Origin of the sequence: Photorhabdus caribbeanensis (assembly GCF_018448885.1) — a bacterium.
GTDB lineage: Bacteria > Pseudomonadota > Gammaproteobacteria > Enterobacterales > Enterobacteriaceae > Photorhabdus > Photorhabdus caribbeanensis.
In genome coordinates this window covers 1-25,471 of record NZ_RCWB01000045.1, presented here as the reverse complement: position 1 = coordinate 25,471, position 25,471 = coordinate 1, and the positions used below count along the sequence as shown (strand labels likewise).

The window sequence follows — 25,471 nt, the reverse complement described above, 5'->3', positions numbered from 1 at the left end:
CAGTGGTTGCACTGGTCATAGGGGGGAGCGGCATGGGCTGCTCTCCTGACAGGTCTAACTCCGACAGGAGCCATTTCGTGAAAGACTTATTGAAGTTTCTGAAAGCGCAAACTAAGACCGAAGAGTTTGATGCGATCAAAATTGCTCTGGCCTCGCCAGATATGATCCGTTCGTGGTCATTCGGTGAAGTGAAAAAGCCGGAAACAATTAACTACCGTACGTTCAAACCTGAGCGTGACGGCCTTTTCTGCGCCCGTATTTTCGGACCGGTAAAAGACTATGAGTGCTTGTGTGGTAAATACAAGCGCTTGAAACACCGTGGTGTAATTTGTGAGAAGTGTGGTGTAGAAGTTACCCAGACTAAAGTTCGTCGTGAACGTATGGGTCACATTGAACTGGCCTCTCCAACTGCACACATTTGGTTCCTGAAATCATTGCCATCTCGCATCGGTTTGTTGCTGGATATGCCACTGCGTGATATTGAGCGTGTACTGTACTTCGAATCCTATGTGGTTGTCGAAGGCGGCATGACCAGCCTGGAGCGCAGTCAGATCCTGACAGAAGAGCAATACCTGGATGCACTGGAAGAGTTTGGTGATGAATTCGATGCGAAGATGGGCGCAGAAGCGATCCAGTCTTTGCTGAAAAATCTTGATCTGGAAAATGAGTGTGAAACGCTGCGTGAAGAGTTAAACGAGACTAACTCTGAAACTAAACGTAAGAAGCTGACCAAACGCATTAAACTGTTGGAAGCCTTTATTCAGTCTGGCAACAAACCAGAATGGATGGTTCTGACAGTTCTGCCAGTTTTGCCACCGGATTTACGTCCATTGGTTCCACTGGATGGCGGCCGTTTTGCCACTTCGGATCTGAACGATCTCTATCGTCGTGTTATTAACCGTAACAACCGCTTGAAGCGCCTGTTGGATCTGGCTGCGCCAGATATCATCGTGCGCAACGAAAAACGTATGTTGCAAGAAGCGGTTGATGCTTTGCTGGATAACGGTCGTCGCGGTCGTGCAATTACCGGTTCTAACAAACGTCCGTTGAAATCCCTGGCTGATATGATCAAGGGTAAACAAGGTCGTTTCCGTCAGAACTTGTTGGGTAAACGTGTTGACTATTCCGGTCGTTCTGTAATCACCGTAGGTCCTTACCTGCGTCTGCATCAGTGTGGTCTGCCTAAGAAGATGGCACTGGAGCTGTTTAAGCCATTCATCTACGGCAAGCTGGAACTGCGTGGTTTAGCGACGACGATTAAAGCCGCTAAAAAGATGGTTGAGCGTGAAGAGGCGGTGGTATGGGATATCCTGGATGAAGTTATTCGTGAACACCCGGTTCTGCTGAACCGTGCGCCGACACTTCACCGTTTGGGTATTCAGGCATTCGAACCGGTTCTGATCGAAGGTAAAGCGATTCAGCTGCACCCGCTGGTGTGTGCGGCCTATAACGCCGACTTCGACGGCGACCAAATGGCTGTTCACGTACCGCTGACACTGGAAGCCCAGTTAGAAGCGCGTGCGCTGATGATGTCTACTAACAACATCTTGTCTCCAGCGAGTGGCGAGCCAATCATCGTTCCGTCTCAGGACGTTGTTCTGGGTCTGTATTACATGACCCGTGACTGTGTTAACGCGAAAGGCGAAGGCATGGTGCTGACTGGGCCGAAAGAAGCTGAGCGCGTATACCGCGCAGGGCTGGCTTCTCTGCATGCCCGCGTTAAAGTGCGTATCACTGAAGAAGTGAAAGATGGCGAAGGCAATATCACAGTTAATACCAGTTTGATTGATACGACCATTGGTCGTGCAATCCTGTGGATGATTGTACCAAGAGGTCTGCCTTACTCACTGGTTAACCAACCATTGGGTAAAAAAGCTATCTCCAGAATGCTGAACACGTGTTACCGCGTGATGGGCCTGAAACCAACGGTTATTTTCGCTGACCAGATCATGTATACCGGCTTTGCCTACGCTGCGCGTTCAGGTGCATCTGTTGGTATCGATGACATGGTTATCCCAGAGAAAAAAGCGGGCATCATTGCAGAAGCCGAAGCCGAAGTTGCTGAAATTCAGGAGCAGTTCCAGTCAGGTCTGGTTACAGCCGGTGAACGTTATAACAAAGTTATCGATATCTGGGCTGCGGCAAACGAGCGTGTTGCTAAGGCGATGATGGAAAACTTGTCTACCGAAACAGTCACTAATCGTGATGGTGAGGAAGAACAACAAGTTTCCTTCAACAGCATCTTTATGATGGCTGATTCTGGTGCGCGTGGTTCTGCCGCTCAGATCCGTCAGTTGGCGGGTATGCGTGGCTTGATGGCTAAGCCAGACGGCTCCATCATCGAAACCCCAATTACGGCGAACTTCCGTGAAGGTTTGAACGTACTCCAGTACTTCATTTCAACCCACGGTGCTCGTAAAGGTTTGGCGGATACCGCACTGAAAACGGCGAACTCTGGTTACTTGACCCGTCGTCTGGTTGACGTGGCGCAAGACTTGGTTGTTACAGAAGATGACTGTGGTACGCACGACGGTATTCTGATGACGCCGGTTATTGAGGGTGGTGATGTTAAAGAACCACTGCGTGAGCGTGTATTGGGTCGTGTGACGGCGGAAGATGTTCTGAAACCGGGTACTGCTGACATTCTGGTGCCGCGTAATACTTTGTTGAATGAAAAATGGTGTGATCTGTTAGAAGAGAGCTCCGTTGACAGCATTAAAGTACGTTCCGTTGTAAGTTGCGAAACTGACTTCGGTGTTTGTGCTAACTGCTATGGTCGTGACCTTGCTCGCGGACACATTATCAATAAAGGTGAGGCGGTTGGTGTTATTGCGGCTCAGTCCATCGGTGAGCCGGGTACACAGTTGACGATGCGTACGTTCCACATCGGTGGTGCGGCGTCTCGTGCGGCAGCGGAATCCAGCATTCAGGTGCGTAACAAAGGTAGCCTGAAACTGTTTAACGCTAAATCCGTGACCAACTCCGCAGGTAAACTGGTAATTACTTCCCGTAACACCGAACTGTGTTTGATCGACGAATTTGGCCGTACGAAAGAAAGCTACAAAGTACCTTACGGTGCGGTACTGGGTAAAGGTGATGGTGAAACTGTTAACGGCGGTGAAACCGTTGCTAACTGGGACCCGCACACCATGCCAGTTGTCAGTGAAGTATCTGGTATCATCCGTTTCGCTGACATGATAGATGGCCAGACCATTACCCGTCAGACTGACGAATTAACCGGTCTGTCTTCATTGGTTGTTCTGGATAGTGCGGAGCGTACCGGTAGTGGTAAAGATCTGCGTCCGGCACTGAAAATTGTTGACGCCAAAGGTGACGATGTATTGATTCCAGGTACTGATATGCCTGCTCAATACTTCCTGCCGGGCAAAGCGATTGTTCAGTTAGACGATGGCGTAAGCATCTCTGCGGGTGACACCTTAGCGCGTATTCCGCAGGAATCCGGCGGTACGAAAGATATTACCGGTGGTCTGCCACGTGTTGCTGACTTGTTCGAAGCACGTCGTCCGAAAGAGCCTGCCATCCTGGCTGAAGTCAGCGGTATTGTCTCCTTTGGTAAAGAAACCAAAGGTAAACGCCGTTTGGTTATCTCCCCATTAGATGGTGGTGATGCTTACGAAGAGATGATCCCTAAATGGCGTCAGCTCAACGTGTTCGAAGGTGAAGTGGTTGAACGTGGTGACGTCATCTCTGATGGTCCAGAGTCTCCACACGACATCTTGCGCCTGCGTGGTGTTCATGCGGTTACTCGTTACATCACCAACGAAGTTCAGGAAGTTTACCGCCTGCAAGGGGTTAAGATTAACGATAAACACATTGAGGTTATCGTTCGTCAGATGCTGCGTAAAGCGACCATTGAAAGTGCAGGTAGTTCCGAGTTCTTGGAAGGCGAACAGGTTGAATATGCCCGCGTTAAAGTGGCAAACCGTAAGCTGGAGCAAGAAGGTAAAGTGCCTGCAACTTATGGCCGTGACCTGTTGGGTATCACCAAAGCGTCTCTGGCGACTGAATCCTTCATCTCTGCGGCATCGTTCCAGGAAACGACCCGCGTACTGACTGAGGCTGCGGTTGCAGGTAAACGTGATGAACTGCGTGGCTTGAAAGAAAACGTCATCGTTGGTCGTCTGATCCCTGCTGGTACCGGTTATGCTTACCATCAGGATCGCATTCGTCGTCGTCATTTGAATGAGCCTGCTGAGGCGCCACAAGTGAGTGTCGATGAGGCTACTGCGAACTTGGCAGAACTGTTGAATGCCGGTTTTGGTGGCGATAAGAAGTAATTCTTAGAACACGCTAGCTAACTAAATGCCCTCCAAAAAGGAGGGCATTTCAATTTGTTGATAACACGCCAATTTTTACTTGGCGCTCTGTTTTAATCGAGTTCAGTTTACCAAATGGACCTTGCCGCCCCGTTAAGAATCCTCTCCTCAAATTTTTCTTTCCTAAAAGCGTTCACTTGCAGACCTTGTTCCTCACAATTATCTGACACGTAAAAAAGTCGATGTGGACATTGATCTTGAATATATCCGCGGAGCATTTGTGGTTAAATGGAAAATCCGTAGTGGGTACCGTCGGGTAACTCGATATCGAGACGCAGTTTGCTACCTGTTGCCTCAACGTAACGTTTGAGGGAAGACAGTTTCAAGTCGCGGCCAAACTTCTCCATGTCAGAAACCGTGGGTTGCTTGATACCAAGAGCCAGAGCTATTTCTCCTTGAGTCTTTTGTACCCGCTCACGGAGTTCTGCCAGATGGATGTTTAGCAACATCTCCGTTGCCGCAGCTTGTGCATTGGCAACAACTTCGGGCTTTTCGTTTGCTAATATTTGATCAAGAGTTCTTGCCATAGTGTTTACTCCTTTTTTAGCTTTTCCAGATATGCCGTGAACTCACGGTCAGCAATCGGAATCATCGTTTCATAAAACCGTTTCTCGTTTCCGGTTTTGTTACCGGCGCAAAGCAAAATTCCTCTCCGCTTGGGGTCGAACGCAAAGAATGCTCGGAGTGGGTCTCCTTTGCTTTGGACACGTAATTCTTTCACGTTGCTGTGGCATGAACCGTTCACAGTATCTGCATATGGCTTGGGTAACATAGGGCTTCTTTCCCGAAGTGCTATTATTGAAGCTAGTACATTGGCCTTGTCGGCGCCATCCAGAGCATCGAACAACGCATCAAAAGATGTCCGTCGTCTTGATAGTCTACATGATTACTTATTGTTCAATATAGGTCAAATGCTATATAGATAAAAATCTATAGTCAAGAAATCTAGTCAGAAGTGATATTTCATTAAAATGCAATTTTCCTCTTGATGAAAATTTTCCTTTGGGTTAATTTTTTGCATTAGGAGGAAATTAGAGTGTTTATAGTTAAATACCATGATGAGGCCGAACAAGAAATTAAGTCTTTGCCAGCAAAAGTAGGGGTAAAACTTGTAAGGTTGATTGGAAAGCTGGAAAAAGATCCTCGCTCACTACGTGAACCGGACACAAAACATTTGGGAAATGGTCTTTACGAAATTCGAACAATGGGGGGAGATATAGCACGCGGACTATGGGTATATCAGACAGGAAAGCAAATATATATTCTGCGAGTTTATATAAAGAAAACACAAAAAATCAACCCAAATGAGATAGCTTTAGCATTTCGCAGATTGGAGGAAATGAAACATGAAGAAATATAAGACACATTCAGAGATTCTAGCAGAAATGATGAAAGACTCTGAATTTAAAGCCGCTTATGAAGCGGAAGAACGTAAGGAAAGATTGCAAGAAACACTTGCAGAGTGGCGTAAGTTTGCTGGACTGACTCGCGCACAAGTTGCGGAAAGAATGGGGGTTACGCCGCCAACGGTGACGAAAATGGAAAATAATGTAACAAAAGCTAGTATAGAAACATTAGTGCGCTATGCGCAAGCCTGTGGTATCCAGAACCCACAAATTACGTTGTAATTTTCTGTACTAATGGGGTTAGTGCATTACTAACCCTTTTGACTCTATTAATGAAATTCTTGTAAAAACAAGAGGTAAAATAACCGTGTGAATTAATTCCCCACCTATCTTGGAAAACTGAGTATGACCACACTTGATGAATTGCTTGAAAAACGCAGCCCTGAAAGCCGCCGTAGAATTGCTAAAAAAGTTGATGAAATGAAGCGGGAAATAGGGCTTTATCAGATCCGCGAGGCCCGTGATGTTTCACAAACAGAGTTGACGCTGGAATCACTGTTAGCCGGCAGTCCTAAAGAATGTTTCACGGTGACAGACAAGGATAGAGAATGGATTGACGTTAATCCTGTTGGTAAGGAAGTGATTTGATATACGTATCAGACAAAGGGGTATTGTTTCATTAGACTTTGATCCGAGCGCGGGAAAGGAAATCATAAAGCGCTGCCCTGTGTTTGTGATCTCTCGCAAGATGTTTGGCGGACATACTGGATTTGCTGTTGTGGCACCGATCACCAGTTAATATTCAGTCCCCTCAGCAGGGGATCGACGGACTCAAAGCAGCGCTCATGCTCATCGGAATATACCCGTCACCATAGGGTATATACACTAATGATTAAGTATTCCATGAATTTGGTACCGGCAAAATCACCTTGGCTATGTTACGGATATTATTCGGTATGTAGAAATAGCTCATCGTATTTAATTTAAGAGTCTGGTCAATATAATTATTTCATTCAAAGTCCCATCACATAGAATTTATGAAAGATTATTCTATTTAAGGTGTCTATTTTTATCCATATTCTTGCATGATTGATGAAGACTTAAATTTAATTCTTCAGGATAAATAATCGCAGTTTTTTCTGCTGTTGGATCTTTAAATTATGATACAGGTCATAAAATACAATATTTCATGATTCATATACTCGCAAATAAATATAAACTAAAAATGAGCAGCAATTGTCACCAATATAAATAATGGGCAAAATAATGGAGAGTGGAATAAACCTGAATTATGAAGATATAACGGAAGAAAATTATATCCTAATAAATGATTTTTATAAGCGTGATATAGGGAGCTTAGATTATTTTATTTGGAAAAACCTGAAAGAAAAGAAATATAATCTTTCTAGTGAGATAAAAGCATTTCTTTATAAAAGAAACGATATATGTTTGTCAATCCTTATAACAAGAAGGTGTGAATTCACTCTTAAACACAGGCGCGTATCCATTAATATGCTTAGCGATTTTGGGATAGATGAAAGTGTAAAATCACGAACTTTGATAATAGAAAGCGCTAAACAAACACATAGTAATGATGTAGATGCGACGGTTTGTTACTCAGATGAAAGAAAGATCAAATGTTATTCAAAGATTTTTGAAAAATACCTATGTAGTAGGGTAAATGTTTTTGATTTTATAGAAATAGTAGTAGAAGGATGTACTAAAATCGATGTAGACCTGAGTGATTTTAATGAAGTTGATAGTATTAATAAAATCAATTTTTTCGGCAGGGAAGTAAATAACAATTGGATTGCTTATTCAAAGCAGTGTCCTCGCTACAATGATATTAAGTTGTTAACGGTTGGGGAAGAATTAGCGATATTAGGTTTTGATGATACCTCGGTAGAAGTGATAGGTTTGTCAAACACCGCTCCCTATGCAGTTTTAGCTATAATTGATTCTTGTCTTGCTATTAGGACAAAATGCAGAATAATATTACCAAATCCTATTTATTCTGAGCTACAAAGTAGACTGAATAAACATAGTATTATAAATAAGTTTAGTATGATGATTGCCTGGCATACTGAAGAAGATTTCAATTTGTGTCATGAAGATATATTTATTAGTAGAATTGACAAACGATAAAGGAGTTTAAAATGGGATGTATTTTTTGTCACCCAGAATCTTCCTTTGAAAAAGATAAAATACTTTTACAAGGAAAATATTTTTATGTATTCGTACCTAAAGGTCAGATAATTGAGGGCTATATAATAATTGCCACCAATAAATGTGAGACTAGTTTAGGGGGATACCGTTGTTTTGCAGAAATATACGATGAAGAGGCGATAAAAGAACTGAAACAGTTTAAGAATATAATAAATGATTTTTATCGCGAATATTATAATATAAGCAATCCTCTTTGCTATGAAAATGGACGCGCCGGCGGTTGTATCATCATGGACCCGAATCAAAAGTATTGTTACCATGCACATTTATGTTGTTTCCCTACCGAGATTGATCTTCATAATAGATTAAAGAATCAATTTAAAATGCATACAATAGACTCATTGGATGAACTTAAGATGTTCGGTGAGAATGGCCCCTATATTTATGTTGAAGATAGTGGTAATAAGTATGTTTTTACGATAGGTGAATCAGATTTCATTGAGAGAGGAATGATAAGAACAGTATTGGCAAATAGTTTAAATGTACCTGAAAGATCTGATTGGCGAGATAATGAAGGAATAAAGGAGATGGATGCGACGGCTAAAAAATTCAAATTATATATTAGTAACCATATGGAGGTTGCATAATGTTATATGCAGATGTAGCTTCTACCTCATGGCCAAAGTCACAAGAAGTGAAAGACATAATAAATATGTATTTAGACACTCTTGGCGTAACTCCAGGGCGATCTTTATCGCAACAATCTAAAAAGGTTACGGAACTCGTTGAAGAGTGCCGACACGAATTCATTGAACAAACAAAATTAAATGGTCATGGGACAGTAATTTTTAACTCAGGAGCAACGTACTCACTCAACGAATGTTTAAAAGGCACACTTAAGCCAGGTGATAATGTCATTACTACCCATTTAGAACATAACTCAGTACTTAGACCGATAAACCACTTAAAAGATATTGGGGTAAGTAGTCAATTGATCGATGTGACAGATGGTGAAATTGATATGTCGCATTTGGAGATTTTATTAAAGAATAAGAAAACTAAGTTATTAGTGGTTCATAGTTGCTCCAATACTATTGGTACCTTTTGTAATATAGATGAGATAGGGAAACTGGCACATTTATACGGTGCGATGGTTTTAGTTGATGGTTCACAATCTTTTGGTTCACAAGCAATTAATTTATCAAAAGGTAATATTGATTATTTTGTTTTTAGCGGGCACAAAAGCTTAGGAGGAGTATCAGGTATTGGCGGGTACTTTATTCTTGATAATGGATTTTCTCATAGTGAATTAATTCAAGGTGGGACAGGTGTATTATCAAGATTGACAACACAGCCAACTGGAATACCATACAAATATGAATCAGGAACACAAAATACTATTGGCATACTTTCATTGTTAGCGTCTATAAGACGTTTAAAAAAAATTGGGATAGAGAATATTCAAAATCAATTACAAACTTTGCGTACAACCCTTATAGATGAGCTATCACAATTAAAGAGGGTAAAATTAATCTGTAAACATAAAGTTGGGTTGCCAACAATTCTTTTTACCGTAGAAGGTTATCATCCCGGAGAAGTCTCTTATATACTAGAAAACAAATATAATATTATTACCCGTCCCGGGTTACAATGTGCACCGTTAGCGCATAAAAAATTCGGAACTTATCCTGATGGCGCTGTTCGGGTTAGCCTTGATACATCGCATACAATGGAAGATATTTTAAAAATAAAGTCTGCCTTAGTTGAAATCACTGAGGAAAATTATAGAGAAGATACTGATAATTAATGAGAATAATTTAGGGGGGGTAGGCGATTTAGTAATAAGCTGAGCTGCGAATAAAACATTTATAGTTAATGGTTTTAATGTTAAAAAACAATAAATTACCGTTAACAAATGGTCTGGAAATCACCAGGGAAATCAATTTGATATTTATTTTAAAAGAGTGAAAATATATCATTAATCACCATTGGTAAATAATATAATAATGGCACATTAATAAATATGTGATTATATAATAAAGCGATATGAATTTAATTAACAACAATAGCATATGAGAATATGGATAAATATGACTAACAAGAATGAGCGTTATCTAATTGATTTAATTAATGGTAAGTTGAATTATATCCATATTGATAGCAACGGAGATTTTAACAATACAAACATAGACTGGAAAGATACTTTAATTTTATCTGGTTCTTTCAATCCACTTCATAAAGGCCATGAAGAATTAAAACAAATCGCTACAGCGATGACTAAAAGAAAACCATATTATGAACTGTCAATCAAGAATGCGGTAAAACTTGCCATTTCAACCGATGAAATTTTCGAGAGGATAAGACAATTCAAGGGAAAAGGTGATATAGTTTTAAGTGATGCAAAAATTTTTACTGAAAAATCGCATATTTACCAGGGGGCAATTTTTGTTATTGGCGCTGATTTATGCCAAGAAATTAATAATCCTATTTATTATGGCGGTGAAGAGGGATTAAAAAAAGCGCTTATGACAATTCAGAATAATGATTGTAGATTTCTGGTGGCTGGACGTTTTTTTAATAATAAATATCATACTGTTGATGATTTAATGAATATTAGAAAAGAACATCGATGTTTATTTGAATCTATTCCAGAGAATCTATTTCGCTTAGATATATCGTCAACAGAAATAAGATTAATGAACAAAGGATAGGAGATAGAACATGAGTCAAGAAAATAATAAAGAACTGCTGGATAGCAAAATCAATCTAAATTCAACATATTTAACCAAAGAGATTCAGAGAAGATTAAAGCAAGCTTCATTTATATTTAATCCTAACCATATAAATTTAAATTGTCAGTTAAATAGTTCACAAATTAAATTGTTTTCTGAAATATGTATGTTCTTGCGACAGGATGATAAGTTAGATATTCTTGCTTCTTGTATACACGATTTATGGTGTGCAAAATATTTAGTCGATAATAAAACTGCTATACAAGACTCAGTAACAAAACTTGAGATTGAATACGACTTACAAGTTAATTTTTTAAAACCTTATCAAGAGTTCACTGAAAAAGAGAAAAAATTTGAGAAAAGATTAATAATAAGTGACCTGAGTATTATATCGGAAGTAATAAAAGATACTTATTTATACGACAATAATATTGTGTCTGATAATTTTAATTATGAAACATTACTTGCTACAAACGATACTATTTTTTCTGATTTAATGACAATATTAGGCCACAGTGACAGCGTAATAGAAATTGCTGCAAAAAGAATCCATGCTGGCTGGTTTGATATAATGAAAGAATTTTATGCCAATGATGAAAGAGTTCAATGCCAGGAAAAGCCGAATATTGACAACTCAGATTTTATAAAAAATAGGGATGGGATACGCATTGATCTCGCCGCTATTTATATTGTACTCATGGAAATAAAATATAATAACTTTTGCATGGAGTTTTAAAATGATACATCTATTTCTATCACCTCATTTAGATGATGCAGCTTTAAGCGCTGGCGGTTTAATACATAAATTAGTTTCAGAAAATCAAAAGGTAATTATTTTAACATTTTTTACTGAATATGATGAAAATCTTACATCTCATTACTTACGCTCTGAACATAATGATAATATGAATTCATTTATAGAACTTTATTCAAAGCGAGCTGGTGAGGATATTGATTTTTGCAATAAACTATCAGCTATTCCAATACATGGTAAAATTTTAGATTGCATTTACAGAACCGATCAATACGGTGAACCTATGTATAAAAATTCCGCCATGATTTATAAGGGCCAGATACATAAATCAGATTATGCATCCGATATGGCTCAAGAACTCATTGACAAGATATTACTAAATTATCAACCTGATTATATCTATGCTCCTTTGGGAATAGGCCGACATGTAGACCACATCATAATCAATAATCTTGTGCATAATATAAAAGATTCACGTAAGTTTAAAATATTACTTTATGAAGATTTCCCTTATGTTTTAGGTGAATACCCTATTGTTAACCCTGATAGTTTGGAAAATGCTTTATTAAGAAATAACAAGTTTGATAAGCGTGCCATATTGGTGGATATTGATTTAAACGAAAAAGCGCAAAACATTCTATTTTATGAGACGCAATTAGAACCTCTATTTGGTAATAAATCAAATATTTTAATTTCATTAGAAAAATATCATCGTTCTATTAATGAAATAAAGGTGCAAGAGCGTTTTTGGTTAATTCAATAAAGGATTTGTAATGAAAAAAATATTCATAATATACCATGATATTTTCTTGAATGGATATGGTGGAGTAGAAACGGTATGTTCGAATTTAATCAATTTGATTGTCCGTGCCAATATTGAAATTGATTTCATTTTCATATCATTAAATGAAACCAATATAATTGAGAATCGTGCTTGGCTATCTCATGCTCAACATATCTCCCTGGCTTCAAGCAATTGCGAGTCTCGTCAGGACATAGCATGCGAACTATCCTTGATATTAGAAAAATTTTACCCCGAGATGCTAATAAGCTTAGACACAACATCTTGCAATATTGCTCGACTTTCTTGTGAAAAGATTAATTTCCCGGTAAAAACTTATTCTTGGCTGCATACTTCCATTAGAAATCCTACCCCACAGAAAATTAAAGATTTATGTTGTGCCGACGAGCACCTGGTAATTAGTTCTGGTTTAAGAGATCAAATGTTATCCTTTGGGATAAAAACAGACAAGCTTCATCTTATTTTCAATCCCATCAAAATAAACCCCTTTATCATTCCTCAACCAAAACACACAGCTAAATTTTTATATGTTGGCAGAATTCTTGCCTATAAGTCAAAAAATTTAACTGAACTGTTTTTAGCTCTTTCACAATTGCATGGTTATTGGGAGTTACATATGGTAGGTTCTGGTGAAGATGAGGGGTATTTAAAAGAATTATCTTCACAACTCAATATAAATAACAATATTATTTGGCACGGTTGGCAAGATCAGCCGTGGGAATTTGTGATGGATAATATAAAAGAGGTATCAGCTTTTATTTTAACCTCAAAATATGAAGGCTTTGGCATGGTATTAGCGGAAGCAATATCTTATGGTATCTATTGTATAAGTTCAGATTGTCAATGTGGTCCGAGTGATATTATCAATGATTTTAATGGTGAACTTTATAAATCAGGTAGTATTCCTGAGTTGTCTGAAAAATTACAACTCATTATTGACGAATGTAAAATAAGAGATTATCAAGCAATAAAAAATTCTATTGCCTTTCTTTATGAAGATAATTTCCTGTTAAGAATCACTAAGGCTTTGCCTGTATTAGCTCAGATCTAATGTACGACAGTTATTAGTTCAAAAACGCGTTGCTATCTATCTCTAGTCAAATCGGAGGATTGGCAGCAGAATATGGCATCGTTTTTCCGCAACGCTCTGCTGCCTGAAGCACTTGAGGATGTAAATAATGAATTAACTGCTATTGCACGCAGGGTTTTGAAGCAACTCTATGAAGACTGGCTGATACTGATTCAACAAACAAAGGAAATAGAAGGAACCCTTAAGTCGCATTCATTGCAAACGGCTCAGTGGTAGCAATAATGGCGTTAAAGTTAACGTGGCTAGACATAGTTGAGTTCCTCTAGTTGAACTAAATGCATATTCCTCCCCACTCTTTTTTGGTCACGCAGAGCAGTCTCTTTTTTTGCGATACGCAGGGGGCCACGGCTTTCTAATGTTGCTTTCAGAATTTCGCTAGGCTCTCTGCTGGTGTGGGTGATTTCAATGACTCCCCACGGTGTTTTAAACTCTCCAGCTCTGCCAGTAGACATGATTGTCAGGCGGTCGATTGGGATTTGTGAGATGAACCCATATTGAGATAAAGCTGACTCCAGGCTGATGTAATTATATTTGCCTCGTCGGATATTTTTGGCGATAGTCTCCAGGGGATAACTCCCCATGCTGGCCCGCGTATAGACATAAACCCCTTTGGTAATGCGAAGTAACAGTCCGGCTTTGATGAGGCGATCAATAGATTTTTGCAATGTCCGAGAAGTCTCGTCAGCAAAGATGACTTCCAAATCCTGTAAAAGGAAAATGGCTCTTCCCATTTTGCTGAATTCATCTAATTTGTTAATTGCTGTGAGCCTATCCACTTTATTATCTCTACTGTAAAACCCCTTTAAAGGGTGTTTTGTGTATAGATATCTGTCATAACAATTAGTTGTATACATAAAAACCCCATTTCCGGGGGATGTGTGTAAAAAGGAGTTAAATCTGATGCCCTCCTCTTCGGAGAGCATTTGTTTACCCTTTGTTTTTGATACTGTTGATAAATGTTTCTCGTGCAGTTGAAGATCCAAGGCGCTCCGCTTCATCCAGCAATTTGAGTGCCTTATCGATATTGCCATTGCTAATTTCTTTTTTAATTGCATCACTGAAATAACGCTCTGTATCACTCAGGACCGGTTTGACCTTTTGCGGGGTAGATGGCGTTACGGTGGCTTGTGTTGGCCCGACAATGATCGGTTCTTGTGCTGGACTTGAGAAAACTTGACCAATCGTGATATTGCCAGCGTTTTGTTCCGATCTCATTTTCAGCTTCAACGTACCTGTTTGCGCATGGCGGGCAACGGGATCGGGAATCGCGGGAACGGCATTACCGACGCCTTGAGCGTAAGCTTTGGCGGGATCAACCATTTGGGTGGATTTCTGCAAATCGGTACCAGTGGTGTAGACCAGTATATAAATTTGTTGTTGCCCCAGTGCCGGTGTTAGCTTTAGCGTTCCTTCCAGTCGATCGGTGGACATCACTCCCGGACGTTCATAGGGGAAATAGCTGCTCGGGTAAAATGCGGCGGGGCGTAACCCTTGATCCAGGACTAAAACATTTGGCACGTAAACTTGTTTATCTTGCACTAAGCTGCTTAGGGTAATATCCAGAGAGCCCCGGTTTGCCGGCAGCGCGAATGCTGCTATCGGTCCCTGAATATCTCCCTCATTAAGATGCTGAGAGGCCGCATTGAGGATAATGGTCTGAGTATCGCTGGTATTAATCGGTTGCCAGCTTAGTTTTTGCAATGCTGTTGTTGAGAGGGAAGGGGCAACAATATCCTGTGTTTGAGTTGCGGTAATGGGCGTTGCATACCCTATAAGAGGAAATGTGCTACAAAATATAGCACTAAGGCAACATGATAGCAGTTTAGTTTTCATCTCTTACCCTTGTTCGGTTGAAAAAAAGAGACTGATACCCACCCCTCGGTTAGGAGACATATCAGTCTAAAAGGCGTTAACCATTACAAATCATTTGATCTGAGATCAAATCGTTGTAACCGGATTACCACCAAGCTTCGAATTGTGCGCCAAAGGTAAATTCATCATCGTCGCCACGACTGAATTTATGCGTTGCGGTATCACGGTAGGCCATGCCATTAATGTAACCGTCTTTGTTGCTCGCATGGCCCCATTTTTCATCCCATTTTGCATAGGTGACGAACAGACGAATGGCCGGACGGGACCAAATGCTGTCACCTGCCTGCCATTGTTGGGCGAGGGTGATTTTGTATTGATCATTGGTGTCATGAGTACGTTGGGATTTGACGTTATCATAACCAATGTCCAGCAGGGTGCTCATCGTCGATGTCCATTTGTACATTGGACGTACCCCAACCGTATACCATGTGTTGCCATTGTTGTTATCACGGTCGGTATCCTGATACATCGCTACGTACATGAGATCCCACTTTTCTGCGAGATTAATCGCGCCATGATTCAAAATGCGTAGCATATAACCGTCATTGTTTACGCTGGCGCCTTCGGAATGACCACTGTTGTAGGAGGTCATAGCGTCGGTTGCGTACTGTACGACAAATTTGTTAAAGCCTCCTAACATGCTCTGGGTATGCTCGGCGGTAAACATGAAACCATCTTTGGAAGCATTACGGTCGAGTTTGTAGTGATCTCGCGCGTTGGCGCGTCCATAGTCAAGACCAAGCTCCAGACTACCGCCGGGGTTAACTTCCAGGCCGGATAGGCGTATATCGTAGACATCATTGGAGGTGGGGATTTGATCGCGTTGGCCAGCAATCCAGCCATAAGAACCGCCAGATTCGGTATTACGGGTGACAGCCAGAGAGAGTTTGCTAAAGCCGAGATCAATATCTTGCAGACCCGCGCCCGGACCAGAGATATCCCAATAGTAGAAATCGATCATATGTACATCATGGCGCTGGTAAAAGCGTTTACCTGCCCACAGTGTTGAACCCGGTAGCCAGTCGATGACGTTCTTCGCTTGAACATTGACCTCACGGAACGCGGGATCGGTGGATTCCCAGTCATTTTGTTGCGCCACGGAATAAGCCACGTTGGTATCAAAGTAGAAACTCTTATTACCGTCCTTCCATAGCTCTTGACCTAGCTTAAGTTCAGCATAGGTTTCACATTCATTACCTAAACGGTATTTGCTCTGTGCGCCAGTGCTTTTGAAACACTGTTGCTCACCGCCGCTGCCGGTCCAACCAATACCAGAACGAGCGTAGCCGTGGAATTCTACGGCTGATGCTGGGATAGACAGTAATCCGGCCATAATGGTTAGTGAGATAGGTAATACATGCATTGATTTCATCATCGTTCTCCTTCGTTTTTTGATTAGCTCAGGCTCAAACACCGGGTTCTTTATGCAGACGCTGGCATGCCGTTCCGTCTTCCCGGAATAAATGGCAGCGGTGGGGAGGTAATCCGATGGTGAAGGTAGATCCTTCTTCCACCAGCACAATATCAGGCTGGCGGTAAACCAGATTCTGATGAATGGCCGGAATTTCAATGTGAACCTGGGTTTCATTGCCTAACTGTTCGACAACTTGCACTATGCCTTCCAACGTGACATCAGCGATATCACTTGGCAGGAGGTGCTCAGGGCGTATCCCCAGAGAGACATTACTGCCTACTTTTACCCCCTTGCTTTCTACGGGCAGCCAGATTTGTTGCCGATTGGGCAGAGTAATTTGTACCTGATCAATAGCAGTAGCCGAGACTTTAACTGGCAGGAAATTCATCTTAGGTGAGCCAATAAAGCTGGCGACAAAGCGGTTAACCGGGTAATGGTAAAGTTCAAGAGGTTTGCCAATCTGAGCAACATCTCCACCATCCAGTACTACGATTCTGTCGGCCAGCGTCATCGCTTCAACCTGATCGTGGGTGACATAAATCATCGTACGTTGCAATCGTTTATGCAGGCGTGAGATTTCAATGCGCATTTGGACGCGCAGCGCGGCATCCAGGTTGGAAAGCGGTTCATCTAACAGAAAAACACTGGGTTCAGCGACCAGCGTGCGGCCAATAGCAACACGTTGACGTTGCCCGCCTGATAGGGCTTTAGGGCGGCGATCAAGCAGGTGAGCGAGTTGAAGCATCTCGGCAATTTGCTTTACCCGTTGCTGAATATCACTTTTTTTAGCGCCGGCCAGCTTCATGCCGAATGACATATTGTCTGCAACAGACAGGTGGGGATACAGTGCATAAGACTGAAAAACCATTCCAACGCCGCGTTTGGCGGGCGGCACATCGTTCATTCGGATGTTGTTGATCAGCAAGTCACCGGAAGTTACATCTTCCAGACCCGCAATCATCCTTAATATTGTCGATTTCCCACAACCCGATGGGCCGACAAAAACGATAAATTCTCCTTCTTGTATCTCAAGGTTGATGTTCTTGGAAATAATATTTTCACCATAAGCCTTCGATACATTATGTAATGTGACGCTCGACATGTGCTCCCCCGGACTTATCACCACAATTTGCGGTGAAAAACAATAAACCAGAGTGTGTTTAAGATGGCGGGTGAGTAAATCCTCCATACCGAAGTTTTTTATGGGGGAGGAGTCAGGAGGATGAGATAAGCGTTGCTGAGGTGGTGAGGTATGAGCTAAGGGATAATTTGTGATAATTCTCGCAAAAAAAGATGCCCCTTTTTGTGGTCGACGGCACGGTTCTTCTGTTTTTGGAATAGAGATCACAGCCATTCCGGGTAGGGCGTAGAGTAGGGGAGGATGAGTCTTTCCATTGTTGATTGCACACTAGCTCAGCACTCTCCGCCAATGTAACAAAACAGTTCACTCTGAACCTTTCAAACTATGAGGACGGAATGATGATAAAAACAACTTTGAAAGTGAGCGCTCGTACCTTAGCGCTTTCTGCCTTAGCCACGCTAGCGTTATCTGCTTCCGCTTTTGCAAAAATTGAAGAAGGTAAGCTGGTTATCTGGATCAACGGTGATAAAGGCTACAATGGCCTGGCACAAGTTGGTGAGAAGTTTGAAAAAGATACGGGTGTCAATGTTACGGTTGAACATCCAGACAAGCTTGCAGAGAAGTATTCACAAGTTGCAGCAACCGGCGATGGGCCGGATATTATTTTCTGGGCTCATGATCGCTTTGGCGGTTACGCGCAATCTGGTCTGGTGACAGAAATCACGCCAGATCAAAACCTTAAGGACAAACTGTTTCCGTTCACTTGGGATGCTGTACGCTACGACGGTAAACTAGTCGGTTATCCGATCGCAGTTGAAGCCCTCTCTCTTATCTACAATAAAGACTTGGTGAAGACACCGCCAAAAACCTGGGAAGAGATCCCGGCTCTGGATAAGGAACTGAGGAGCAAAGGCAAAAGCGCCATCATGTTTAATCTGCAAGAGCCTTATTTCACTTGGCCGTTGATTGCTGCGGACGGCGGATATGCTTTCAAGTTGGAAAATGGCGCATATGATGTGAAGAATGTCGGGGTGAATAATGCGGGTTCCAAAGCAGGGCTGCGTTTCATCATAGATTTGGTGAGAAATAAGCATCTGAACGTGGATACTGACTATTCCATTGCTGAAGCGGCGTTCAACAAAGGCGAAACGGCGATGACCATCAACGGTCCGTGGGCGTGGGCTAACATCGACAAGAGCAAGATAAATTACGGCGTGGCGTTATTACCGACTTTTAAAGGTCATCCATCTAAGCCGTTTGTTGGTGTATTGACGGCAGGCATCAGTACTGCCAGCCCGAATAAAGAGCTAGCGAAGGAGTTCTTGGAAAACTATTTGTTGACCAACGAAGGTCTGGAGATGGTGAATAAGGATAAGCCATTGGGGGCCGTGTCATTGAAATCCTACTACGATATTCTGGCTAAGGACCCGCGTATTGCCGCCACGATGGAAAATGCTCAAAAAGGCGAAATCATGCCAAACGTCTCACAAATGAGCAGTTTTTGGTATGCCATGCGCAACGCTGTGGTTAATGCGCTGGCTGGTCGTCAGACCGTTGATGCCGCATTAAGTGATGCAGAAACCCGTATAACTAAGTAACTAGTTGTAACCTGTGGGCGCTCTTCTTTTGAAAGGGTGTCTCTTTCCTGCAACCAGTAAGGATGCCTGTTTGCAGGAAGATTGATTAAGCTATCCGCAAAGTTGTTACGTCGTAGTAAAAAGGAAGAGCATTATGTCAGCGACGCTCGAAAAAACATCATGGTGGCAGCATTCTGCTCTGAAATGGTTTGCAGTGAGCTTGTGTGTACTCTTTACCGGTTATCTGGTGGTATTGATGTACTCACAGGGAGAGTATCTGTTTGCAATGGTGACACTGGTATTGCTAGGTATGGGGATTTATGTTTTTTCCAACCGTAATACTTATGCCTGGCGCTATACCTATCCGGGTGTAGCCGGAATGGGATTGTTTGTACTGTTTCCGCTTATTTGCACCATTGCTATCGCCTTCACCAACTATAGTAGTATCAATCAACTGACTTTTGAACGCGCACAATCTGTCCTGATGAGCCGTCAGTATCAGTCAGGGCAAACATTGACTTTTAAGCTCTATCCAAAATCGGAGCTGTGGGTTTTGGCGCTGAGCGTACCGGATCAGCCTAAGCAACTGGTATCAGAGCCATTTTCTTTGTCAGCCGCCAAAGAGACGACTCTGCATTTATATGAGCAGGATAACATTCAGCACGGTGAAGCGGCGACATTGCGCACGATCACCCAGAATCGACAGGCACTGAACCAGTTGGTGGCTGTTTTACCGGATGGCAGCCAACTGAAAATGAGTTCGCTACGTCAATTCTCTGGTATACATCCTAAATACTCGCTTGGGGAAGATGGCAAGGCTCTCACTGATAATCAAACAGGCACGCTTTATCGCCCCAATACCGATACCGGTTTCTATCAATCTGTCAATGCAGAGGGAAAATGGGGAAATGAGACTTTGACGCCAGGATTTACTGTTTCCATCGGCTGGAAAAATTTCCTGCGTGTGATACAGGATGAAGGTATTCAGAAACCATTCCTCGCTATTTTCGTTTGGACGGTTGTGTTTTCGCTGCTTACTGTGGTACTGACAGTTGCTGTTGGCATGGTTTTGGCTTGCATTGTACAGTGGGAAGCGCTGAAAGGTCGTGCTATATATCGCGTGTTGTTGATCTTACCCTATGCCGTGCCATCGTTTATTTCTATTTTGATTTTCAAGGGATTATTTAACCAGAGTTTTGGTGAGATCAATCTGTTGCTTAATGGTCTATTCGGTCTTAAACCGGCTTGGTTTACCGATCCGACGATGGCGCGAACCATGTTGATTGTGGTGAATACTTGGCTTGGGTATCCCTACATGATGATCCTCTGCATGGGGTTGTTGAAGGCAATACCCGATGATCTGTATGAAGCATCGGCAATGGATGGCGCTGGGCCGTTTCAGAACTTTTTTAAGATTACCTTCCCGTTGCTGATTAAGCCATTGACGCCGCTGATGATTGCCAGTTTTGCCTTTAACTTTAACAACTTTGTTCTGATTCAGTTGTTAACCAATGGCGGGCCAGATCGGATTGGTACCACGACGCCAGCAGGCTATACCGATTTATTGGTGAGTTACACCTACCGTATTGCTTTCGACGGCAGTAGTGGTCAGGACTTTGGCTTGGCGGCGGCGATTGCTACAGTGATCTTCTTGTTGGTTGGCGCACTGGCGGTTATTAACCTGAAAGCCACCCGTATTAAATTTGACTAAGGAGGGAATGGAATGGCGATGGTTCAACCCAAATCACAGAAATGGCGGTTGTTGGCGACACATTTATTGATGTTAACCTTTATTGCCATGATCTTATTCCCTCTATTGATGGTGATTACTATTTCCCTGCGGCCGGGAAACTTTGCTACGGGGAGTTTGATCCCGGAAAGTATCTCCTGGGAACATTGGAAATTGGCGCTTGGCTACAGTGTGGTATCACCGGATGGCCGTGTTACACCGCCGCCTTTCCCAGTTATGCTATGGCTCTGGAACTCTGTTAAGGTGGCCTTTATTACCGCTGTAGGTATCGTTACCTTATCAACGACCTGTGCTTATGCCTTTGCCCGTATGCGTTTTCGCGGTAAAAGTACCTTACTGAAAGGCATGCTAATTTTTCAGATGTTCCCGGCGGTGCTTTCCTTGGTGGCGCTATATGCCCTGTTTGATCGGCTAGGGGAATATGTGCCGTTTATCGGCCTTAACACCCACGGTGGCGTGATTTTTGCCTACCTGGGGGGCATTGCATTACATGTCTGGACGATTAAAGGTTATTTCGAAACCATTGATGGCTCCTTGGAAGAGGCTGCCGCGCTTGATGGCGCGACGCCGTGGCAAGCTTTCCGTATGGTGCTGCTGCCGCTTTCGGTACCGATTTTGGCAGTGGTATTCATTCTTTCCTTCATTGGTGTGATTACGGAAGTGCCTGTTGCCTCACTGCTTCTGCGAGATGTGAACAATTACACTTTGGCGGTGGGCATGCAGCAGTACCTTAACCCACAGAACTATCTTTGGGGAGATTTTGCCGCCGCTGCTGTGCTCTCAGCACTCCCGATTACCATCGTCTTCCTGGTTGCTCAGCGCTGGTTGGTCAGTGGTTTGACCGCCGGAGGAGTAAAAGGCTGATCGCAATATTCATCAGGATGAATCCCTTTATAGGCCGAAATTAAAGGGATTCACGGAAATATCAATTATTGCTGGTGGTGAACTTGACGATTTAATTGCCATGCAAGGAGATCGGTAAATACCTGCCAACGTTGGAACTGTTTGGTTTGGTCGGCTGTCATTGGCTGAGGTTCACCGAGTAATAATCCCGTTTGATTTGCCCACGGTCGAAATTCGCCTTTGCCAATCATGATATAGGCCCCTTGTGGTGTAATAGTGACTTCTGGGTTATATCCTTGACACCAGATAGGATCTAGATGTTTAGCCAGCAAATTACAGCCAGTACGGTAGTAAGCTGTATGTGACAAGCTCAAATTATAGAGGGTTGGCCAAATGTCTTTATGACTGCCGACTCTGGTCGCGTCAAAAATTGCGTTTTGGCGATAAGCGGGCGGCACATAGAGATAAAACGGTACGCCGTGGCCGATTGCCAGTTCATGAGCATCTGGATAACTGATGCCTCGAATATTATGGTCCCCAGTTGCCGCAATAATGGTATGGGAAGCCAATGATTGAGATTTTACCCAACTAATAAATTGTCCTAATTGATCATTGGCGTAACGCAGGGTATGAAAAACCTCTTGTAACTCATTACCGCTAGCCAAATGACTTAAACGTTGTTTCTCGGTATCACTCAGTTTGATGTCGGTTTTCTGATAGCTCGGAGGCGATTTATACGGTGGGTGATGGGTAGTAGATAACGACATAATCAGAACATGCTCCCCGTTCTTTTCTGCCTGAGCTAAACGCTCTTCAATATAACGGAACATAAACTCATCAGGCACGCCCCAGGTATCGAATTTGGCTTCTGGATAGCGATTTTTCAGCCCATTTTGATCGATAAATTCACTGACTCCCAGGTTTGGCAGGAACTGATTCAAATTACGCCATGCGCCGTTACCGGATGTGACGAAGATAATTTTGTAACCATTCGCCAGATAGGGTTTAAACATATTACTGGTGAAGTCGAGATTTTGCGCTGTGGATTGACTGATTGCACTGTTCGGGCTGCGAATCAAGAAACGGCTCAAACTGTCAATGGTGCCATCTCCTTCGGAAACGAAGCGTTCAAAACGCCAGTCGTTTTGCCAGTGCTGGCGCAGGGTGCCAAAAACATCAAGATCTGGGCGATCCAAGCTTTGTAGGTGATAACCCATACTCTCCATGACATTAAATATTACGTGAGGCGGATTTTTTTGAGCGGTGGGATTATCGGCAGTTTTAGCTATAAACGGTGACAGATTTGCGGGGGTTGACTTCCCCAGAAAATGGTTTAATAACCAGCTACCCTGTGCATCTGTTGCTTCAGGGAAGTCGCTATTTTTGTAATGATCATTAAATGCCCAGTTCAGCGCCATTGGACCATTAGGCGTCAGCATATTAAGCATTTTAACTTCTGAAACTTGTGTATTGGCCTGACGTAGTGGAAAGGTACCTATGGAGCCACGCATGCCAACGAAACAGACAGTCAAAATAACCAGCGTCGCGATAGCAGAAACGGGCAGACTGGTTTTGCGCTCTGTGCGTGAAATAAGGTAGCGTTGCCAGAGCAGACAGGACCAGAAAACAGTCATTGCGAACAGAGCTAAACAGAGCAAACTTTCAATAACAGGATAGTCGTTCCATAGGGTGTGCAGCACGGCTTGCGTATCATCTTCGACTAAGCCGAAGATGAAAATATCGAACGGCCGTTCATAAGTGGCATAGTAGTAAACATTACTTATCGTCAAAGCGCCGACCACAGTATTGAGTGTTGTTGCCAACCACGGATAGGCGTGTTGCCATATGTTGAAACTATTTTTATTAATGGCAAATAAGCTGGCAATTAGCAGACAGGGCACAAACAATAAACTGGCAATACGAATATCAAACAGTCCTCCGATCCAGAACATTCGCTCCACGTCTTGAGTAGAGTCAGTAAAAAGCTGATAACTGCCATAAGTGAAGAGAAGATAAATTCTTCCCGCCATTTGGGTTGCCACCGTTAGTAACCAGGGAAGTAAAAGCGCGATAAAAGCCTGTTTAAATCTGGAGAACCACATAATGCCTTCTTATTATTAATAGATTGATAAGGTTAATTTAGTGTTTAGCAACTCAAGATCCTATCTTATTCAGCAACTTACTGCCTATCCCATTAGGTTATTTTATTTGCTGTTTTTTGCGGTAGAGTAGTCATTGGTCAGATATCAGATAGAAGCGATTGACGGATGGTTCAGACTGCAAACCATCTTTACCTCAAAAAAGTTACTCCAGCCGATATAAGGCAGGAGGGGAATGTCGATGAGGCGTCAGCCTAGCTGATTTTGAATACACTTTACATATATGCAAAGGAGTATAGTAATGACTAGCGGTTCAAAGACTATCAGGCTGGTTATGCCGCAGTGGCAAGGGGGAAATAACCCAGCATACAAATTTGGTGCGGAAATGCTGAACTGGCTTGCACCGGAAACGGATGTCCCTGTTATTCATGTACCCATCCAGGAACCAGCCGGTCCCCTCTCTGTAGAAAATGGCATCGTAGGAAGGGAAGTACTTAAAACTCAGCTTAGTAGCGTCTGGAAAATTATTCGTGAACATAAGCCAGATAATATCGTCACGTTTGGTGGTGACTGTCTGGTTGATCTCGCCCCTTTTGCCTGGCTGAGTGAGCGTTGGGGAGAGAAGTTAGGGGTACTGTGGATTGATTCACATCCTGATGTTATGACTCCTGCTCAATTTCAGAATGCTCACGCTTACGTTCTTGGCGCACTGATGGGTAATGGCGATCCCGATCTGACCACCACAGTGGTTTGCCCAGTACCTTCCCGGAGAGTCATGATCGCAGGAATACACAGCCCGCTGGAATATGAGAAAAAGTTCATTGCTGACAACGCAATCAGAACCTGTTCTCCGCATGATGTCAGAGCGGGAGGCGAGTCGGTGATGAAATGGATTGAAGAAGAAAAAATCGAATGTTTGGCCATTCACATTGATTTGGATGTACTGGATGAAAATAACTTCCGTTCCGTATTGTTCGCTCGTCCGGGGGCCGGTGAGCATGATTTCGGTGGTATCGCTAAAGGTAAACTTAACATTCCCGATGTGTTGGCTCTTATCCAAAAAGTAGCTTCTCGGGCTAAAGTTGTTGGGCTTGGGATTGCAGAACACCTTCCTTGGGATGCTATGAATCTTAAAGAGATGCTTGAACAGCTTCCTTTAGTAGGGCGTTCAGATTAGTTGAAATATCGAATTGCTTTGTGATGACGTTGGGGAAGGATTCTCACGTCTGGTTGCAACAACGGCCTGAAATGAAAAAAATGTGTGTATTACCACTATTAGAGCTTATTTATCGCCAGCCAAATGTTTCGGATTAATATCTTGATGCTTTTGGGGTTTTATATTGCCTTTGCATCAGGTGAGAATTTACGGCTATTTTTATTCATTCCATATATTGATGGCGATTAATTAGCCATTTCATGTGACATTAATCACATTCTTTTCATATTCATCTGATAAATATCGTGCACTTGTGGTCATAATGCCTAGAGAGCGAAATTCTCTGTTATTTGTCTCCACTCCATCCTACTTAGCTGGAAGCGGTCTATTGTTCTCTCTAACGCCACGTATTAAATGATGGCTATTTTACGCTGTCATTTTTTTACCGCGGA

Annotated in this window: 23 protein-coding genes and 1 pseudogene; 17 read left to right on the top strand and 7 right to left on the bottom strand. The window is 42.5% G+C overall.

Annotated features, from left to right (window positions below):
* Positions 1-77: 77 nt before the first annotated feature.
* Positions 78-4,298 (top strand): DNA-directed RNA polymerase subunit beta', encoded by a 4,221-nt coding sequence (gene rpoC, locus EAE90_RS20740; RefSeq protein WP_036779926.1) that lies wholly within the window; start codon positions 78-80, stop codon positions 4,296-4,298.
* Positions 4,299-4,561: 263 nt separating this feature from the next.
* Here the strand turns inward: rpoC and EAE90_RS20735 are convergent, their stop codons facing one another.
* Positions 4,562-4,864 carry a helix-turn-helix domain-containing protein gene (locus EAE90_RS20735; RefSeq protein WP_214055100.1) on the bottom strand — a complete coding sequence of 101 codons (303 nt, stop codon included), beginning with the start codon at positions 4,862-4,864 and terminating at the stop codon, positions 4,562-4,564.
* 5 nt (positions 4,865-4,869) lie between these two features.
* A pseudogene (locus EAE90_RS20730) lies at positions 4,870-5,212 on the bottom strand (type II toxin-antitoxin system RelE/ParE family toxin).
* Positions 5,213-5,373: 161 nt separating this feature from the next.
* On the opposite strand from EAE90_RS20730, the gene EAE90_RS20725 reads away from it, so the two are divergent.
* From EAE90_RS20725 to EAE90_RS20670, 12 genes are all read left to right on the top strand, one after another.
* The gene (locus EAE90_RS20725; protein ID WP_214055098.1) at positions 5,374-5,697 is read left to right on the top strand and encodes a type II toxin-antitoxin system RelE/ParE family toxin; all 324 of its coding nucleotides are present in this window, start codon (positions 5,374-5,376) and stop codon (positions 5,695-5,697) included.
* Entirely contained in the window at positions 5,684-5,965 is a 282-nt protein-coding gene (locus EAE90_RS20720; RefSeq protein WP_173362505.1) for a helix-turn-helix domain-containing protein, read from the top strand. The genes EAE90_RS20725 and EAE90_RS20720 overlap by 14 nt, the downstream gene beginning before the upstream one ends.
* 123 nt (positions 5,966-6,088) lie before the next feature.
* Positions 6,089-6,331 carry a hypothetical protein gene (locus EAE90_RS24045; protein ID WP_246551014.1) on the top strand — a complete coding sequence of 81 codons (243 nt, stop codon included), beginning with the start codon at positions 6,089-6,091 and terminating at the stop codon, positions 6,329-6,331.
* 1 nt (position 6,332) lies between these two features.
* Complete coding sequence (locus tag EAE90_RS24515; RefSeq protein WP_214055108.1) at positions 6,333-6,482, top strand: type II toxin-antitoxin system PemK/MazF family toxin; 150 nt, start codon at positions 6,333-6,335, stop codon at positions 6,480-6,482.
* 467 nt (positions 6,483-6,949) lie between these two features.
* Positions 6,950-7,828: a hypothetical protein gene (locus EAE90_RS20705; protein ID WP_214055097.1), complete on the top strand. Its 879-nt coding sequence runs from the start codon at positions 6,950-6,952 to the stop codon at positions 7,826-7,828.
* 11 nt (positions 7,829-7,839) lie between these two features.
* Complete coding sequence (locus tag EAE90_RS20700) at positions 7,840-8,496, top strand: hypothetical protein (protein WP_214055096.1); 657 nt, start codon at positions 7,840-7,842, stop codon at positions 8,494-8,496.
* The gene (locus EAE90_RS20695; RefSeq protein ID WP_214055095.1) at positions 8,496-9,656 is read left to right on the top strand and encodes an aminotransferase class V-fold PLP-dependent enzyme; all 1,161 of its coding nucleotides are present in this window, start codon (positions 8,496-8,498) and stop codon (positions 9,654-9,656) included. The genes EAE90_RS20700 and EAE90_RS20695 overlap by 1 nt, the downstream gene beginning before the upstream one ends.
* 283 nt (positions 9,657-9,939) lie before the next feature.
* On the top strand, positions 9,940-10,560 hold the full coding sequence (locus EAE90_RS20690; RefSeq protein ID WP_214055094.1) for a nucleotidyl transferase family protein: 621 nt from the start codon (positions 9,940-9,942) through the stop codon (positions 10,558-10,560).
* Between the two features lie 10 nt (positions 10,561-10,570).
* Positions 10,571-11,317 carry a hypothetical protein gene (locus EAE90_RS20685; protein WP_214055093.1) on the top strand — a complete coding sequence of 249 codons (747 nt, stop codon included), beginning with the start codon at positions 10,571-10,573 and terminating at the stop codon, positions 11,315-11,317.
* Between the two features lies 1 nt (position 11,318).
* Positions 11,319-12,098: a PIG-L family deacetylase gene (locus tag EAE90_RS20680; protein WP_214055092.1), complete on the top strand. Its 780-nt coding sequence runs from the start codon at positions 11,319-11,321 to the stop codon at positions 12,096-12,098.
* Between the two features lie 10 nt (positions 12,099-12,108).
* Positions 12,109-13,188, top strand: a complete 1,080-nt coding sequence (gene waaB / locus EAE90_RS20675; protein WP_214055091.1) for a lipopolysaccharide 1,6-galactosyltransferase — start codon at positions 12,109-12,111, stop codon at positions 13,186-13,188.
* 72 nt (positions 13,189-13,260) lie between these two features.
* Entirely contained in the window at positions 13,261-13,443 is a 183-nt protein-coding gene (locus EAE90_RS20670; RefSeq protein ID WP_214055090.1) for a hypothetical protein, read from the top strand.
* Between the two features lie 26 nt (positions 13,444-13,469).
* Here EAE90_RS20670 and abiEi read toward each other — a convergent pair whose 3' ends face one another.
* The 4 genes from abiEi to malK all read right to left on the bottom strand — a co-directional run bounded on the left by abiEi (position 13,470) and on the right by malK (position 17,615).
* Positions 13,470-14,003: a type IV toxin-antitoxin system AbiEi family antitoxin gene (gene abiEi, locus EAE90_RS20665; RefSeq protein ID WP_214055089.1), complete on the bottom strand. Its 534-nt coding sequence runs from the start codon at positions 14,001-14,003 to the stop codon at positions 13,470-13,472.
* A gap of 151 nt (positions 14,004-14,154) precedes the next feature.
* On the bottom strand, positions 14,155-15,060 hold the full coding sequence (malM, locus tag EAE90_RS20660) for a maltose operon protein MalM (protein WP_214055088.1): 906 nt from the start codon (positions 15,058-15,060) through the stop codon (positions 14,155-14,157).
* A gap of 124 nt (positions 15,061-15,184) precedes the next feature.
* Positions 15,185-16,471, bottom strand: a complete 1,287-nt coding sequence (locus EAE90_RS20655; RefSeq protein WP_214055107.1) for a maltoporin — start codon at positions 16,469-16,471, stop codon at positions 15,185-15,187.
* 34 nt (positions 16,472-16,505) lie between these two features.
* Positions 16,506-17,615, bottom strand: a complete 1,110-nt coding sequence (malK, locus tag EAE90_RS20650; RefSeq protein ID WP_214055106.1) for a maltose/maltodextrin ABC transporter ATP-binding protein MalK — start codon at positions 17,613-17,615, stop codon at positions 16,506-16,508.
* A 377-nt stretch (positions 17,616-17,992) separates the two neighbouring features.
* Here malK and malE point away from each other — a divergent pair, with 377 nt between their 5' ends.
* The 3 genes from malE to malG all read left to right on the top strand — a co-directional run bounded on the left by malE (position 17,993) and on the right by malG (position 21,785).
* Positions 17,993-19,192: a maltose/maltodextrin ABC transporter substrate-binding protein MalE gene (gene malE / locus EAE90_RS20645; RefSeq protein ID WP_214055105.1), complete on the top strand. Its 1,200-nt coding sequence runs from the start codon at positions 17,993-17,995 to the stop codon at positions 19,190-19,192.
* Between the two features lie 133 nt (positions 19,193-19,325).
* Positions 19,326-20,882, top strand: a complete 1,557-nt coding sequence (malF, locus tag EAE90_RS20640) for a maltose ABC transporter permease MalF (protein WP_214055087.1) — start codon at positions 19,326-19,328, stop codon at positions 20,880-20,882.
* 12 nt (positions 20,883-20,894) lie between these two features.
* Positions 20,895-21,785, top strand: a complete 891-nt coding sequence (malG, locus tag EAE90_RS20635; protein ID WP_036779893.1) for a maltose ABC transporter permease MalG — start codon at positions 20,895-20,897, stop codon at positions 21,783-21,785.
* Between the two features lie 65 nt (positions 21,786-21,850).
* Here the strand turns inward: malG and EAE90_RS20630 are convergent, their stop codons facing one another.
* Positions 21,851-23,866: an LTA synthase family protein gene (locus tag EAE90_RS20630; protein ID WP_214055086.1), complete on the bottom strand. Its 2,016-nt coding sequence runs from the start codon at positions 23,864-23,866 to the stop codon at positions 21,851-21,853.
* A 298-nt stretch (positions 23,867-24,164) separates the two neighbouring features.
* On the opposite strand from EAE90_RS20630, the gene EAE90_RS20625 reads away from it, so the two are divergent.
* Complete coding sequence (locus EAE90_RS20625; RefSeq protein ID WP_214055085.1) at positions 24,165-25,040, top strand: arginase family protein; 876 nt, start codon at positions 24,165-24,167, stop codon at positions 25,038-25,040.
* The last annotated feature ends 431 nt before the right edge of the window (positions 25,041-25,471 follow it).

Bases quoted from the DNA above. Each gene is read 5' to 3' on its own strand.
- EAE90_RS20735 (WP_214055100.1), bottom strand. From the start codon at position 4,864: ATGGCAAGAACTCTTGATCAAATATTAGCAAACGAAAAGCCCGAAGTT.
- EAE90_RS20720 (WP_173362505.1), top strand. From the start codon at position 5,684: ATGAAGAAATATAAGACACATTCAGAGATTCTAGCAGAAATGATGAAA.
- EAE90_RS24045 (WP_246551014.1), top strand. From the start codon at position 6,089: ATGACCACACTTGATGAATTGCTTGAAAAACGCAGCCCTGAAAGCCGC.
- EAE90_RS20705 (WP_214055097.1), top strand. From the start codon at position 6,950: ATGGAGAGTGGAATAAACCTGAATTATGAAGATATAACGGAAGAAAAT.
- EAE90_RS20700 (WP_214055096.1), top strand. From the start codon at position 7,840: ATGGGATGTATTTTTTGTCACCCAGAATCTTCCTTTGAAAAAGATAAA.
- EAE90_RS20695 (WP_214055095.1), top strand. From the start codon at position 8,496: ATGTTATATGCAGATGTAGCTTCTACCTCATGGCCAAAGTCACAAGAA.
- EAE90_RS20690 (WP_214055094.1), top strand. From the start codon at position 9,940: ATGACTAACAAGAATGAGCGTTATCTAATTGATTTAATTAATGGTAAG.
- EAE90_RS20685 (WP_214055093.1), top strand. From the start codon at position 10,571: ATGAGTCAAGAAAATAATAAAGAACTGCTGGATAGCAAAATCAATCTA.
- EAE90_RS20680 (WP_214055092.1), top strand. From the start codon at position 11,319: ATGATACATCTATTTCTATCACCTCATTTAGATGATGCAGCTTTAAGC.
- waaB (WP_214055091.1), top strand. From the start codon at position 12,109: ATGAAAAAAATATTCATAATATACCATGATATTTTCTTGAATGGATAT.
- EAE90_RS20670 (WP_214055090.1), top strand. From the start codon at position 13,261: ATGGCATCGTTTTTCCGCAACGCTCTGCTGCCTGAAGCACTTGAGGAT.
- malM (WP_214055088.1), bottom strand. From the start codon at position 15,060: ATGAAAACTAAACTGCTATCATGTTGCCTTAGTGCTATATTTTGTAGC.
- EAE90_RS20655 (WP_214055107.1), bottom strand. From the start codon at position 16,471: ATGAAATCAATGCATGTATTACCTATCTCACTAACCATTATGGCCGGA.
- malK (WP_214055106.1), bottom strand. From the start codon at position 17,615: ATGTCGAGCGTCACATTACATAATGTATCGAAGGCTTATGGTGAAAAT.
- malE (WP_214055105.1), top strand. From the start codon at position 17,993: ATGATAAAAACAACTTTGAAAGTGAGCGCTCGTACCTTAGCGCTTTCT.
- malF (WP_214055087.1), top strand. From the start codon at position 19,326: ATGTCAGCGACGCTCGAAAAAACATCATGGTGGCAGCATTCTGCTCTG.
- malG (WP_036779893.1), top strand. From the start codon at position 20,895: ATGGCGATGGTTCAACCCAAATCACAGAAATGGCGGTTGTTGGCGACA.
- EAE90_RS20630 (WP_214055086.1), bottom strand. From the start codon at position 23,866: ATGTGGTTCTCCAGATTTAAACAGGCTTTTATCGCGCTTTTACTTCCC.
- EAE90_RS20625 (WP_214055085.1), top strand. From the start codon at position 24,165: ATGACTAGCGGTTCAAAGACTATCAGGCTGGTTATGCCGCAGTGGCAA.